9 protein-coding genes are annotated in these 13,799 nt (G+C 75.7%); 2 read left to right on the top strand and 7 right to left on the bottom strand.

All coding sequences use genetic code 11. From position 1 onward, the window contains the following. Positions 1-55: 55 nt before the first annotated feature. The 3 genes from AC02VZ_RS13960 to ftsE form a co-directional block, all read right to left on the bottom strand. Positions 56-1,234: a S41 family peptidase gene (locus AC02VZ_RS13960; RefSeq protein ID WP_476475465.1), complete on the bottom strand. Its 1,179-nt coding sequence runs from the start codon at positions 1,232-1,234 to the stop codon at positions 56-58. 68 nt (positions 1,235-1,302) lie between these two features. After that, the gene (gene ftsX / locus AC02VZ_RS13955; protein WP_362098934.1) at positions 1,303-2,220 is read right to left on the bottom strand and encodes a permease-like cell division protein FtsX; all 918 of its coding nucleotides are present in this window, start codon (positions 2,218-2,220) and stop codon (positions 1,303-1,305) included. A gap of 42 nt (positions 2,221-2,262) precedes the next feature. After that, complete coding sequence (gene ftsE, locus AC02VZ_RS13950) at positions 2,263-2,952, bottom strand: cell division ATP-binding protein FtsE (protein WP_164333262.1); 690 nt, start codon at positions 2,950-2,952, stop codon at positions 2,263-2,265. Between the two features lie 391 nt (positions 2,953-3,343). On the opposite strand from ftsE, the gene AC02VZ_RS13945 reads away from it, so the two are divergent. Then, the gene (locus tag AC02VZ_RS13945) at positions 3,344-3,538 is read left to right on the top strand and encodes a hypothetical protein (protein ID WP_432055090.1); all 195 of its coding nucleotides are present in this window, start codon (positions 3,344-3,346) and stop codon (positions 3,536-3,538) included. A 129-nt stretch (positions 3,539-3,667) separates the two neighbouring features. Here AC02VZ_RS13945 and AC02VZ_RS13940 read toward each other — a convergent pair whose 3' ends face one another. From AC02VZ_RS13940 to AC02VZ_RS13925, 4 genes are all read right to left on the bottom strand, one after another. Further along, positions 3,668-4,333 carry an LPXTG cell wall anchor domain-containing protein gene (locus tag AC02VZ_RS13940; protein WP_432055089.1) on the bottom strand — a complete coding sequence of 222 codons (666 nt, stop codon included), beginning with the start codon at positions 4,331-4,333 and terminating at the stop codon, positions 3,668-3,670. Positions 4,334-4,642: 309 nt separating this feature from the next. Next, positions 4,643-5,749, bottom strand: coding sequence for a peptide chain release factor 2 (prfB, locus tag AC02VZ_RS13935; RefSeq protein WP_432055088.1), 1,107 nt, complete (start codon positions 5,747-5,749; stop codon positions 4,643-4,645). Between the two features lie 368 nt (positions 5,750-6,117). Beyond that, a complete protein-coding gene (locus AC02VZ_RS13930) occupies positions 6,118-7,362 on the bottom strand; it encodes a serine/threonine-protein kinase (protein WP_432055087.1) in 1,245 nt (414 codons plus the stop codon). 503 nt (positions 7,363-7,865) lie between these two features. Then, the gene (locus AC02VZ_RS13925; protein ID WP_476475464.1) at positions 7,866-9,551 is read right to left on the bottom strand and encodes a serine/threonine-protein kinase; all 1,686 of its coding nucleotides are present in this window, start codon (positions 9,549-9,551) and stop codon (positions 7,866-7,868) included. A 461-nt stretch (positions 9,552-10,012) separates the two neighbouring features. Between AC02VZ_RS13925 and AC02VZ_RS13920 the strand changes: the two genes are divergently transcribed. Then, the gene (locus tag AC02VZ_RS13920; protein WP_476475559.1) at positions 10,013-13,654 is read left to right on the top strand and encodes an FHA domain-containing protein; all 3,642 of its coding nucleotides are present in this window, start codon (positions 10,013-10,015) and stop codon (positions 13,652-13,654) included. Positions 13,655-13,799 lie beyond the last annotated feature (145 nt).

Here is a 13,799-nt window from a genome sequence, read left to right as displayed (position 1 = left end):
CGGGGGGTCGGGGGGAAGCCGTTTACGGGCGGGGCGGGGGACAGGGGGAAGCCGGTCACGGACGGGGCGGGTCCTGGCGGCCGAGGCCCCGCAGCACGGTGGTGGCCCGGTCCAGCGCCGCGTCCTCGGCCTCGACGTCCGGGGTGATGCCGCGGCCTTCGACGCCCCGGCCGGACGGGGTGCGGTAGTGGCCGACGGTCAGCTCGGCGACCGAGCCGCCCGGCAGTCGGCTCGGCATCTGGACGGAGCCCTTGCCGAAGGTGCGGGAGCCCACCACGACCGCCCGCCCGCGGTCCTGCAGAGCACCGGTGAGCAGTTCGGCCGCGCTCATCGTCCCGCCGTCGACGAGGGCGACCAGCGGTCTGCCGGTGTCGCCCCCGGGGTCGGCGTGCAGGGCGCGCTGCTCGCCGTCGACGTCGTAGGTGGCGACCAGGCCGCCGTCGAGGAAGGCGGAGGCGGCGGTGACGGCCTCGGCGACCAGTCCGCCGGAGTTGCCGCGCAGGTCCAGGACGATCCCGGCGTCGGCCGGGGCCTCACGGACGGCGGTGCGCACCTGCTTCCCGGAGCCCTTGGTGAAGGCGCCGACCGTGACGAGGGTGACCTCCGGGGCCAGTTCCCGGGTGGAGACGGAGTCCCGCGACAGCCGCACCCGGCGCACGGTCTCGCTCCAGGTCCGCCCGGCCCGCTCCAGGCCGAGGCGGACGGCCGTGCCGGCCCGGGCGTCCGTGCCGTCGCCGCGCAGTAAGGAGACGACCTCGGTGACGGGCCGCCCGTCGACCCGGGCGCCGTCGACGCTGCGCAGCCGGTCGCCCGCACGGACGCCGGCCCGGTCGGCGGGGGTGCCGGCGCCCACCCGGGTCACCTCGATCCGGCCGTCCCGGGCGCGGGCCCACAGGCCGACGCCGGTGTACTGCCCGTCCAGGGTGTCCTCGAACTCCTCGTACTCGCCCGGGGAGTAGACGGCGGCCCAGCGGTCCCCGCTGCGGCTGACGGCGCGGCGCGCGGCCTCCACGGGAGAGGTGCCCTCGGCCACCGCCTCCGCGACCGCCTCGCTCACCTCGGTGTGGTGCCCGGCGGGGGACGCCGGGCGGGCGCCGCCCGCCGTGGCCTCCGGGTCGACGCCGGGCAGGCTGCCGGTGGCGGCACCGGCGACCAGCACGCTCGCGAACACCAGGGTCAGGGCGGCTCCGCGACGCGGGCGACGGGGCCGACAGAACAGGTCACGACCTGACATGCCGGTGAGTCTAGGACAAGGGCGAGGGGCGCACGGCCCGTTGGCCACGCGCCCCTCATGGGGAAGAGTCACACCTTCAGGTACTTGCGCAGCGCGAAGAACGCGGCCACCGCCGGCATCAGGAGACTCGTCGCGAGGATGAGCGGCAGCTTCGTCAACACCGCGTCCCAGCCGATGAAGTTGATCAGGTTCAGCTTCTCCGACAGGGCGAGGCCGTTGTCGATGATGAAGTACCGGCCGACCACCAGGAAGGCGCAGGCGAGCGTGCCGCCGATGAGTCCGGCGACGGCGGCCTCCATGATGAACGGCGCCTGGATGTAGAAGCCCGAGGCGCCGACCAGGCGCATGATCCCGGTCTCGCGCCGCCGGCTGAACGCCGAGACCCGCACCGTGTTGACGATCAGCATCAGCGCGACCACCAGCATCAGCGCCATCACCATGCGGGCGGCCCAGTTCATGCCGTTCAGCAGCCCGAACAGGTTGTCCAGGATGCCCTTCTGGTCCTGCACGGACTGCACACCGTCCCGGCCGTCGAAGGCCGTGGCGATGACCTGGTACTTCTCCGGGTCGGTCAGCTTGATGCGGTACGACTCCTGCATCTGGTCCGGCGTCAGCGAGCTGGCCAGCGGGGAGTCGCCGAACTGCTCCTTGTAGTGCTTGTAGGCCTGGTCCTGCGTCTCGTGGGCGACCGTGTCGACGACCGACATCTTCTCCAGGTCGGTCTTGATCTGCTTCTTCTGGTCCTCGGTCACCGCGCCCTTGGCGCAGTTGGGGTCGGTCTCCGCGTCGCTCTTGTTGCACAGGAAGATCGAGACATTGACCTTGTCGTACCAGTAGCCCTTCATCGTGTTGACCTGGTCGCTCATCAGGAGCGAGCCGCCGAACAGGGCGAGGGAGAGGGCGACGGAGACGACGACCGCGAAGGTCATCGTCAGGTTGCGACGGAGACCGACGCCGATCTCCGACAGAACGAACTGGGCGCGCATGGCGGGTCCTTCAGGCCTTATGGGGGACGCGATCGGGGGTGATCAGTGCTGGTAGCCGTAGACGCCGCGGGCCTGGTCGCGGACGAGGCGGCCCTTCTCCAGCTCGATCACGCGCTTGCGCATCTGGTCCACGATGTTCTGGTCGTGCGTCGCCATCACCACGGTGGTGCCCGTCCGGTTGATGCGGTCGAGCAGCTTCATGATGCCGACGGACGTCTGGGGGTCGAGGTTGCCGGTGGGCTCGTCGCAGATCAGCAGCTTGGGCCGGTTGACGAAGGCCCGGGCGATGGCCACGCGCTGCTGCTCACCGCCGGACAGCTCGCCCGGCATCCGGTCCTCCTTGCCGCCGAGCCCGACCAGGTCGAGGACCTGCGGCACGGACTTGCGGATCTCCCCGCGGGACTTGCCGATGACCTCCTGGGCGAAGGCCACGTTCTCGCCCACCGTCTTGTTGGGCAGCAGGCGGAAGTCCTGGAAGACCGTCCCCAGCTGGCGCCGGATCTGCGGCACCTTCCAGTTGGAGACGCGGGCCAGGTCCTTGCCCAGGACGTGCACCTGGCCGTGGCTGGCCCGCTCCTCGCGGAGGATCAGCCGCAGGAAGGTGGACTTTCCGGAGCCGGAGGACCCCACCAGGAACACGAACTCGCCCTTCTCGACCTCCAGGGAGACGTCCCGGAGGGCTGGACGGTTCTGTTTGGGGTAGACCTTGGAGACGTTGTCGAATCGGATCACGGATGCACCACGGGTCGCCGGGGGTAGATGAGCGTGACCTTACGCGAAGCGGAAGGCCGCCCGCAGTCACCGGCCGGGGTTACGCCGCAGTTGCGCCCTATGTGAGGCATGTGCCGCCCCGCGCGTCCTCCCGGGCGCCGGAAGCACCAGCCGGACGAGCGGGGCGGACGAGTGGGACGAGCCGGACGAGAGGGGTGCGCGGGGTGCGGCTCCCCGGCGGCACGGGCGGCGCGCTCCGGGGCGGCACGGCGGGACGGTCCCCGTACCACGGGAGTGGGGGTTCCGGGGGCGGGCCGCGCCGATCCCCGGCGGACCTGGCACAGTGGGAGGGGGGAACGTTCGCGGCGGCGCGGACGTTGTACGAGTGGGACCGCTGCGAGGAGGCGAGCGCATGACGTACGACCGGCTGGTGTGCGCGAACTGCGCTGCGCCCGTGAACGAGGGCCGGTGCCCGGTGTGCCGCGCGAACCGTGAGCGGCTGCAGCAGGACAACAACTTCTTCGCGGGTCTCAACCCCATGATGCTGATCGCCCTGCTGGCGGTGCTGGTGGCGGCGGTGGCCCTGCTGGCCCACCAGACCGCCTGAGCATTCCGCCCGCTCCCGGCCGGTCTCGGCCGGGAGCGACGACGGGACGCACGAGGAGGGGCCCGGAGCGCGCTGCGGCGCTGCTCCGGGCCCCTCCCTCATGTTCCGCGCACGCGGGTGCCGTCACCGTCAGGCGGCGGCGCCCCCGCGACCGGTCATCAGACGCGGCAGCACCCGGAAGCCGATGCCGCCGGCGATCATCGTGGCGGCGCCGATCACCAGGAAGGTGGTCTCGGCGGCACCGGTCTCGGCCAGCTCGTCACCGCTGCCCTGGGCGGAGGTGGCGGGCGCGTCGCCGGTGTCGGTCAGGGCCGAGGAGCCCTGGTCCTGGGCGGAGGGGCCGTTGCCCCCGGCCGGGGTGGTGCCGGCGTCGTCGTCCTTGTCGCCGGGCTTGTCGCCGGGAGTCGTCGGCTTCTCGATGGGCCCCTCACCGGGCTGCTCGCCACCGTCACCGGGGTCGCCCGGCTGCTCGCCACCGTCGCCCGGGTCGCCCGGCTGCTCGCCGCCGTCACCCGGGTCGCCGGGCTGCTCGCCGCCGTCACCGGGGTCGCCGGGCTGGCCGTCACCGTCACCGGGGTCGCCCGGCTGGCCGTCACCGTCGCCCGGGTCGCCCGGGTCCTCGTCGCCGTCACCGGGGTCGCCCGGGTCCTCGCAGGCGGGGTCGGTGCCGATGATGCCGCAGCTCGGGTCGCCCGGGTCGGCCTGGGCGACACCCGTCACCATGAGCGACGCACCCGCGGCGACCACGGCGCCGGCGGCGATGCGTGCGACGCGGACCCGCGTCTTCTTCGTCATACGTGCTACCCCCAGTAGCTGAATCGTCGATGAGGCCGCGCCCGGGGCCGTGATCGACGGGGGTCAACTGCGATGACGCGTCCCCCGGTTCACATGCGCCCCGGAGATGCGCATGCCACCCCGCACCCTTCCGATTTTCCAAAAGAACGTCAAGGCCGTTGCGTACGCGATGTCCCCGTACGTGCGCTTTGCCGAACGAGGAACGCGCAAGTGTGACGCGAAAGGTACTCGTTTCGGACGCCGGAACGACAAATGCCGCCACAAGGGCGGCAGTTGTCATGTCGACAAAGCGCTCGACGGCGCAGGGTCCTACTTGTCCCGCTGCTTGCGCCAGCGAATCCCGGCCTCCAGGAAACCGTCGATCTCACCGTTGAACACGGACTCGGGGTTGCCGACCTCGTGCTCGGTGCGCAGGTCCTTGACCATCTGGTAGGGGTGCAGCACGTACGAACGCATCTGGTTGCCCCAGGAGTTGCCGCCGTCGCCCTTGAGGGCGTCCATCTTGGCCTGCTCCTCCTGACGGCGCCGCTCCAGCAGCTTGGCCTGGAGGACGTTCATGGCGGTGGCCCGGTTCTGGATCTGGGACCGCTCGTTCTGGCAGGAGACCACGATGCCGGTGGGGATGTGCGTGATGCGCACCGCGGAGTCGGTGGTGTTCACACCCTGACCGCCGGGCCCGGACGACCGGTAGACGTCCACGCGCAGCTCGGACTCGTCGATGTCGACGTGGTCGGACTGCTCGACGACCGGGAGCACCTCGACGCCCGCGAACGAGGTCTGGCGGCGGCCCTGGTTGTCGAAGGGCGAGATGCGCACCAGGCGGTGCGTGCCCTGCTCGACGGAGAGCGTGCCGTAGGCGTAGGGCGCCTGCACGGCGAAGGTGGTCGACTTGATGCCGGCCTCCTCGGCGTACGACGTCTCGTAGATCTCCGTCTTGTAGCCGTGCTGCTCGGCCCAGCGCAGGTACATCCGCTGGAGCTTCTCGGCGAAGTCGGCCGCGTCGACGCCGCCGGCCTCGGCACGGATGTTGACCAGGGCCTCACGGGCGTCGTACTCGCCGGACAGGAGGGTGCGGACCTCCATCTCGTCCAGCGCCTTGCGGACGGCCTCCAGCTCGGACTCGGCCTCGGCGCGGGTGTCCGGGTCGTCCTCCTCCTCGGCCATCTCGAAGAGCACCCCGAGATCGTCGATCCGGCCGCGCAGCGCCTCCGCCTTCCTGACCTCGGCCTGGAGGTGGGAGAGCTTGCTGGTGATCTTCTGCGCCGCTTCCGGGTCGTCCCACAGGGACGGCGCGGCCGCCTGCTCCTCGAGCACGGCGATATCTGCCCTCATCCGGTCGAGGTCCAGGACGGCCTCGATCGACTCCATGGTCGAGGAGAGGGACTTCAGCTCTTCGGATACATCGACGACTGCCACGCCCTCCAGCGTAACGGTTCCGCCGCCCGGCCCACGCCGGGTCCGGCCCGGGCGGGACCACGGCCCACGGGCGGGCGGGGCGGGGCGCGGGGAATCCGGGCCGGGGGCGGGGGCGATGCCGTTCCGGGGGCGTGAGGCCGGCGCGGGGGCGGCGCGGGGGCGGCGCGGGGGCAGCTCGGCGCAGGTACGGGAGCGGCTCGGAGCGGGGCGGGGTCGGCGCCGGAACGGCCCCAGGGACGGCGCGGCGGCGGCTCGGAGCGGGGCCGGGGCGCGGCCGGCGGGCCGGGGGCGGTCCTGCGCGGCCCCGCGGGGGCGCCGGGCGGGCGGGCTCGGCGTCGCGGGGCCGTGGAGGGGCGGCGGAGGCGCGGTCAGGGCGTCGAGGGCGCGGAGTTCCGGGTGTCCTGGGGGGTGGAGGTGTCGTCGTCCGCCGTGGCCAGCCAGGCGCCGACCCCGAGGGCCGCGGCGAGCACCACCGCGGCGGCGGCCAGGGTGATCCGGCGGCGCCGGGCGACCGCGCGGTTGCGGGCCGAGCCGGGGCGCGGGGCACCGGCCGCCCGGGGTGCGCGGGCGGTGCCGCGGGCGCCGCCGGCCAGTTCGTCGGGGGCCGGGACCCGCATCGACGTGTGGGTGTCGCGGTTGGAGTCGGCGGGCTTGGCGCCCGGCACCAGAGGCACCGCTCCCCGGCGGCGCACCGGCCGGCCGGCGGCCGGGGCGGCGGGGGCGGCGGCGTCCTGCACCACCTCCTCGGCCGGTTCGGTGCCCGGCTCGTCCACGTCCAGCGGCGGCATGCCCGCCAGCAGCGGGAGCAGCTCGCGCAGCCGGGCCCCGAGCTCGGAGGCGCGCAGCCGGGAGGCAGGGGCCTTCGCCAGGCACTGCACCAGCAGCTGCCACAGCTCGTCCGGGATCCCGGGCAGCGGGACGACCGACTCGGTGACGTGCCGGCGCAGCACCGCGCCCGGGTGCCCGCCGCCGAACGGGGTGAAGCCGGCCAGCAGCTCGTACAGGACCGTGGCCAGCGCGTAGATGTCGACGGAGGCGCGCGGCGGCAGGCCCTCCACGATCTCCGGGGCCAGGTAGTCCGGTGTTCCGATGATCTTCGTGGCGCGGGTGCGGCGAGGGGTGTCGATCAGCTTGGCCACACCGAAGTCGGTGAGCAGGGCGCGGTGCGAACCGCCGGGACCGAGCGGGCCCTGCATGTCCAGCAGGACGTTCTCGGGCTTGACGTCGCGGTGCACGACCCCGGCGGCGTGTGCCGCCGCCAGCCCGTCGGCGACGTCCGCGACGATCGCCACGGCCGCCTCGGGGGCGAGCCTGCGCTCCCGGTCGAGGCGGGTCCGCAGGTCGGTGCCCCGGACCAGGTCCATGACCAGCGCGAGGTCGTTGCCGTCGACCACCAGGTCGCGCACCGAGACCACGTGCGGGTGCTCCAGCCCCAGCAGCGCGGTCCGCTCCTGCACGAACCGTCCGACGAGTTCCTCGTCGGAGGAGAGGTCCTCGCGCAGCAGCTTGATGGCCACCGGCCCCTCGGGCCCCTCACCCAGCCACACCGTGCCGGCGCTGCCCCGCCCGAGGATCTGGTGGGCGGTGTACCGGCTGCCGATCTTCCGTGCCAAGACTGCTCCTACCGACGCGTGTTGTCGCCAAAGCTACGCGTCCGGGGAGGCAACCTTCACGGCGGAGGCGGAAATCACCCGCCGGGTGTCGACAAATCGGCAGGCTCGGCACGCCGGAGGCGCACTCGCACGGCGGGAGCCGGGGGCGAGTTCCGGCCGGATGTCCGTCCGCGGTGCGGCGGAACGGCCGGACGGTGCGGCGGAACGGCCCGTTCCGGCAGCGTCGCCTCCCACCGGAGCGCCCCGATCCGCCGGAACACCTCGTTCCGTGGCACGGCCGCGTGCGCGGGCGGAGTGCACGGCCTCGGGGCCGACGGCACCGGACGCCTGTCGATGGCGAGGCCCACCGGACGAGCGCCGGACCTCCGCCGGGCCGGGCACCGGACGGCCGGCAACGGAACACCCTCCGGCCGGGCCGCACCGCCCCGGCCGCCCAGGACGCCCTGCCGGACCCTGCGGGGTCCGCCGCGTCCCGGTCACCCGTCAGGGATGCCGGTGGCCCGTCAGGGGGTGCCCGTGCCGCCGTCCGACCCGCTGCCCAGGTTCTGGACCCAGTCCGTGGCCGTGCTGAACCAGTCGGTCAGCTGGGCCCAGTAGCCCTTGCCCGTGCCGATCCAGTCCTGCAGCGGGGTCAGCTCCCAGATCAGCCAGCCCGCGACGAAGAAGATGACGAGCGTGAACAGGCAGCCCTTCAGGCAGCCGAGCCCGGGGATGCGCATCGGGTTGGCGCTGCGCTGCCGCTGCCGGGGCTCGCGCGGCGGACGCTGCGGCTCGGGGGCCGGTGCGTACCGCTGCGGCTGCGGCTGCGGCTGGGGCGGGGGCGGCGGCGGGGCGTACGGCTGCGGCCGGTGCTGCTGCGGGTGCCCGTAGCCGGGCCCCTGCTGGGGCTGCGGCCGGTGCTGCGGCCGACGCTGGGGCGGCTGCTGGGGCGGCTGCTGCTGGGGCCGGGCCACCTGCCGCTGGGGGCGGCGGCGCAGCGGGTCCTCGTCGGGGGCCAGGTACTGGACCTGGGTCTGCTCGTTGCGGTCGCGGGCGGCGCGCAGCTGGTTCTGCCACGGGTGCGGGTCCTCGGGACCGCCGCCCTGCCCGTTGCCGCCGGGCGGGCCGGGGGGCACCGGGGGCATGACCGCCGTGGGGTCCGCCCCGCCACCGGGGCCCGCGGTGTGCGGCAGGACGCTGGTGGCGCCGTTCGGGTCGTAGGCGCCCGCGGTGTGCGGGAGCACCTGCGTGGGGTCGGAGGCACCGGGGGCGCCGGGGGTGCCGGGCACCGGGGCGGGTGCCGGGTCGGGCATGAGGAGGACGCCGACGTTCTCCGCGGCGCCGATCTGCGCGGAGTTGGCGTGCACCCCGATGCCGTCGGCGACGACCCGCAGGCCGCGGGCCAGGTTCTCGGCGCCGGGCCGCTGGTCCGGGTCCTTGCGCAGGCAGCGCTCGATGACCGTCCACAGCGGGTCGGGGACGGTGGAGGGGCGGCGCGGTTCGGCGCTGAGGTGCTGGTGCAGCACCTCCAGGGCGGAGCCGCCGGAGAACGGCGGCCGGCCGGTGACCAGCTCGTACAGCAGGATGCCGGCGCCGTAGATGTCGACGGCCGAGGTCTGCGGGCGGCCCTCGGCGGACTCCGGCGCGATGTAGGCGGGCGTGCCGACGAACTCGTGGGTGCGGGTCAGGCCCGGGGAGTCGGCGAGGCGGGCGATGCCGAAGTCGGTCAGCATCGGGTGCATCTCGCCGCCGTCCTGCTTGAGCAGCACGTTGGCGGGCTTCAGGTCGCGGTGCACCACGCCGTCGGCGTGGCTGGCGCCGAGCGCGTCGGCGATCTGGGCGGTCAGCAGCGCGGCGGCGACCGGGGTGAACGGGCCGTTCTCCCGGAGGTAGCGGTGCAGGTCGGGGCCCTCGACGAGGTCCATGACCAGGGCCAGCAGATCGCCCTCGACGACCAGGTCGCGGACCCGGACGATGTTCGGGTGGGTCAGCCGCAGCAGTACGTTGCGCTCCCGCAGGAAGCGCATCACGACGTCCGCGTCGTTCGCCAGCTCCTCCTTGAGGACCTTGATCGCGACGGTCTCGCCGGGCTGTCCGGGCACGGCCGCCTCGGCGCCCGCGGTCTCCCGCTGGCGTGCTCGCCAGACGGTGCCCGTGGCGCCGCGTCCCAGCGGCTCCTCGAGCAGGTACTTGCTGCCTACCGGCCGCACGTCATGCTCCCTGCTGCTTGCTTGGCGTACACCGTGGTCCACCGTGCTACGGAATGTTCCGACCCACTGTAGTGCCGCCGCGTGGGGCACCGGCCTGACGACTTCTGCGTCGTCCCTTCCGTGGGTGTTACGCACCGGGCCCCGCCGGCGTTCGAAGGTTCGGGGGAAAGACGTGCGACGTGGTCCGTTGGTTGTAACGGGCCGGACGTGACCGATCTCAAGTCGGCGCACAACGATCATCCACGCGTCACCGGTCAGGCATTTTTGGGGGCAGAGCCGACCAATCAAGATCATTCGCAGGCGGGGGGCGGGCGCGTTGTCGGTGGCAGGTGCGAGGATGCCGGGAGAACTGGCCGTACGTGCGCGTGTGGCGGTGGGGGAAGTCCGCGGTGGGGGACCGCGGGACCGGCTTTCGTCCTCCCGTGTCGCGAGCGCCCGCGCAGAAGGGACCGCTGACGGCGATGCAGATCCGGCTGACCGTCGTAGACCCGTCGGGATCCTCCTCCCCCGCGCGGGACCGGGCCGCGAGCTGCGACGTGCTGGTGACGGCACCCGCGGGCACCGCCCTGGCCGCGGTCGCCTCCGCCCTGGCCTCGGCGGTGGCGGGCCCCGAGGGCTCCGGCTCCTCCGGCACCCCCGTGCTGTACGCGGGCGGGCACCGGCTGGACGCCCAGCGCTGCACACTCGGCGAACCGCCGCTGATCGACGGCGCCGTCCTGGCCGTCGGCGCCCCCGGCGAGCCCGAGGCGCACCCCGAGCTGGACGAGGCCCCGACCCGGCTGCACGTCGTCGCCGGCCCGGACGCCGGCGGGGTGCACCTGCTGCACGGCGGTGAGATCCGCGTCGGCCGCTCCGCCGACGCCGACGTACCGCTCGACGACCCGGACGTCTCCCGGCTGCACTGCGCGGTGACCGTGGGGCCCGACGGCCGCGTCCAGGTCGCCGACCTGGGCTCCACCAACGGCACCACGCTGGACGGCCGTCCGGTCGGCCCCCGGCCGGTCCGGCTGGTCCCGGGCGCGCTCCTGCGGGTCGGCGAGTCGAGCCTGAGCCTCACCCCGGCGGGCGGGCCCGGCGCCCGGACCGGCACCACCCCGGACGGCGAGGGCCACGTGCGCGTGCCCGGACCCCGGACGCACGGGGACGCCGACGGGACGGCCCCCGCACCGGACGCCTCCGCACCCGCCGCCTCCGTGCCCACCGCCTTCATGCCCACCGCCTCCGTGCCCGCGCAGGCGGCGGGCCCGGGCGGGGCCGCCGGTCCCGCGACCGCGCCGGACGCGCCGGTCGCGCCGACCGGGCACGGCCGGGGCGGGGCCCACTGGAGCGGCGGCCCCGCGGACGGCCACCGGGAGCCGGCCGGGCCGCCGACGGTGCCGGAGCAGGCCGCGGCACCGGCCGTCGAGCAGCGGGACACCCGGCGCCCCCCGGGCCCCGGCGGCCGGACCCTGCACGTGGCACCGCGCGGCGAGCTGCCCCGGGTGCCCAAGGGACGGCGGGTGTCCCGGCCCCGCCCGGCCGACGGCGCCCCCGGCGCGGGACGGCCCGGGGACGGCACACCGGCCGGTCCGGCCCCCCGCCCGGAGGGCGGCGGAACCCCGGCCGCCGACGCGGCCCTCCCCTTCCCCTCCCCGCGCGCCAACGGCGCGGCCACCCGGCCGGACGCGGCCCCCGCCCCGGCCCCCGCCCCGGCCCCGTACGCCGCCGGAGACGGCACGGACGACGGCCCCGGCTCCCCCGCCGCCACCCGCAAGGCCACCCCGCTGCGGGGCACCGACCTCCCCCCGCCCGCCGACGCCCGCAGGCGCGGCGGCCTCGGCGCCTGGGCGCGCCGACTGGCCGGAAAGCGCCCCGAGCCGCCCGCCCCCGAGGCCGACGCCCCCGGCGACGCCCCGGACACCCCCGCGCCGGACCCGGCCGCCGCCCCCGCCCGCCCCGACACCTGGCCCGACCCGGCCACCCTGCTGCTGACCGCGCTGGGCCCCGGCCCCCGGCTGTGGGAGCGCGGGCCGGACCACCCGGAGGCGCTCGCGGTGCGCCTCGGCACGGCCGACCGGGCGGCACCCGACGGCTCGGGCCTGCTGCCCGCCGTCCCCGTGACCTCGGGCCTGCGTGAGGTGGGCGCCCTGGGCCTGGCCGGTCCGCGCGCGCGGCTCGCCGGGCTGGCGCGCGCGGTCCTCGCCCAGCTCGCCGCCCTGCACTCCCCGGACGTGCTGGAGATCGTGCTGATCGCGGCGGACCGCTCCCGCCCGCTGTCGGAGCGCACCGCCGAGTGGGCCTGGCTGGGCTGGCTGCCGCACGTCCGCCCGAGCCACGGGCAGGACTGCCGGCTGTTGCTGGCCCACGACCGGGACCAGGCCACCGCCCGCACGGGGGAACTGCTGCGCCGGCTGGCCGACCACGAGCAGGCGTCCGCGCCCGCCGCCGGGCCCCCGCCCGGCCCGGCGCCCGCCGAACCAGGACAGGCCGCCGACCCCGGGCAGCCCGCCGGCCGCCGCCCGTCCTGGGCCCGCGGGACCGGCGGCGCGGACGGCCCCGGCCCGTTCACGGTGGTCGTCGTGGACGGCGACCCCGGGGGCGCCGACGTGCGCGAGGCGGTCGCGCGGCTGGCCGTGGAGGGGCCGCGGGCCGGGATCCACCTGGTGTGCCTGGCCGAGGCGCCCGCCGCCTCCCCCACCTCGCCGCTGGCCGAGACGTACGAGGCGGCCTGCGCGGTGGCACCGACGTTCCGCGCGTGCGGGGCGGTCGCCCTGCTCTGCGGGGACGTGGCGACCACGCTGCGGCTGCTGCGGGTGGCCGCCACGACCCCCGGCTCCGTGCCCGGCCCGGTCGGGCACGGCACGCTCGCCACGGTCGACGCGGTCTCCCCGGCCTGGGCGGAGCGCTTCGCCCGCGCCCTGGCCCCGCTGCGCCCGGACGGCGCGTCCGGTGAGCGGCACACCCGGGTGTCCGCGCCGCTGCCGCAGTCCGCGCGGCTGCTCGACGAGTTGGGCCTGGCCCGGGCCACCCCCGCCTCGCTGATGGCCCGTTGGGCGGACGCCGCCGACGACACAGCGGCGCTCGGCGGACGCGCCAGAGCGGTGCTCGGCGCCGGGACCCGCGGCCCGGTCGTCGCCGACCTCGTGGCCGACGGCCCGCACCTGCTGGTCGAGGGCCCCTCCGGCAGCGGCCGCACGGAGACGCTGCGCGCCGTGGTCGCCTCGCTGGCCGCCGCGGAACGCCCCGACCGGCTGGGCATCGTGCTGGTCGACGGCCGGGGCACCGGCGGTGCCGGTGACGGTCCCGTGGACGGCCTCGGGGTGTGCACCGACGTGCCCCACGTCACCACCCACCTCGCGGCCCACGACCCGGTGCGGATGCGGGAGTTCGCCCAGTCCCTGACCGCCGAGCTGAAACGGCGGGCCGAGCTGCTGGGCCGTTCCGACTTCACCGAGTGGCACACCGGGCGGGCCCTGGCGGACCGCATGGTCGCCCAGCGCACCCGCTCCGCGTCCGCCCCCGGCGCCGACCACGGCGACCTCGACGCCCCGCCCAGCACCACCATCCGGCTGCGGCCGGGAGCGGCCCGGCGCGCGGCGGACGCGGCGCCCCCGCTGCCCCGGCTGGTGGTGGTCGTCGACGACCTGGACGCCCTGGTGTCCCCGGCGCTCGGCTCCCCGGGCCGGCCCGCGGCCGGGTCGGTGCTGCGGGCGCTGGAGGCGGTCGCGCGGGACGGCCACCGCCTCGGCGTGCACCTGGTCGCGGCCACCGCGCCGTGTCCCCGCACGGCGGCGAGCGAACCGGTGAAGCAGGCCTCGCTGCGCGTCTCGCTGGACGCGCCCACCACGGGCCCGGACCAGCCCTCGCCCGGCCGGGGCCGCCTCATCCGGGCGGACGGCCGGGTGACCTCGCTGCAGGCCGGGCGGGTGACGGGCCGGATCCCGCGGACGGCGACCCTGCGGCCCACCGTGGTCCCGCTGGAGTGGCACCGCATGGGCGACCCCCCGGCCCGCCGCCCGGTCCGGGAACTCGGCAACGGCCCCACCGATCTGGCGCTGCTCGCCAGCGCGTTGGAGCGGGCCGCCCGGGAGGTCGCCGCGTCCCACGTTCCGTCACTTCTGTAACTCCCGTACCGGGCAACGGTGTTGGCCGTCACGACGAGGTCACGATCGTCCGCTTGACACCGGACGCACTCTTGCCACCCCCCGACCCCGCGGGTAGACCGGAGCGCACGGGACACGCTCGACGTTCGAGGTTGCGGAGAACGGG

The organism is Streptomyces sp. 3-6, from assembly GCF_056323165.1.
Note: the sequence above shows the minus strand (reverse complement) of the source record. Positions and strands in the feature narration are given on the sequence as shown.

What these genes read in the sequence shown, in the direction of transcription:
- AC02VZ_RS13940 (WP_432055089.1), bottom strand. Translation starts at nt 4,333, where the DNA reads ATGACGAAGAAGACGCGGGTCCGCGTCGCACGCATCGCCGCCGGCGCC.
- AC02VZ_RS13960 (WP_476475465.1), bottom strand. Translation starts at nt 1,234, where the DNA reads ATGTCAGGTCGTGACCTGTTCTGTCGGCCCCGTCGCCCGCGTCGCGGA.
- ftsX (WP_362098934.1), bottom strand. Translation starts at nt 2,220, where the DNA reads ATGCGCGCCCAGTTCGTTCTGTCGGAGATCGGCGTCGGTCTCCGTCGC.
- AC02VZ_RS13920 (WP_476475559.1), top strand. Translation starts at nt 10,013, where the DNA reads ATGCAGATCCGGCTGACCGTCGTAGACCCGTCGGGATCCTCCTCCCCC.
- AC02VZ_RS13945 (WP_432055090.1), top strand. Translation starts at nt 3,344, where the DNA reads ATGACGTACGACCGGCTGGTGTGCGCGAACTGCGCTGCGCCCGTGAAC.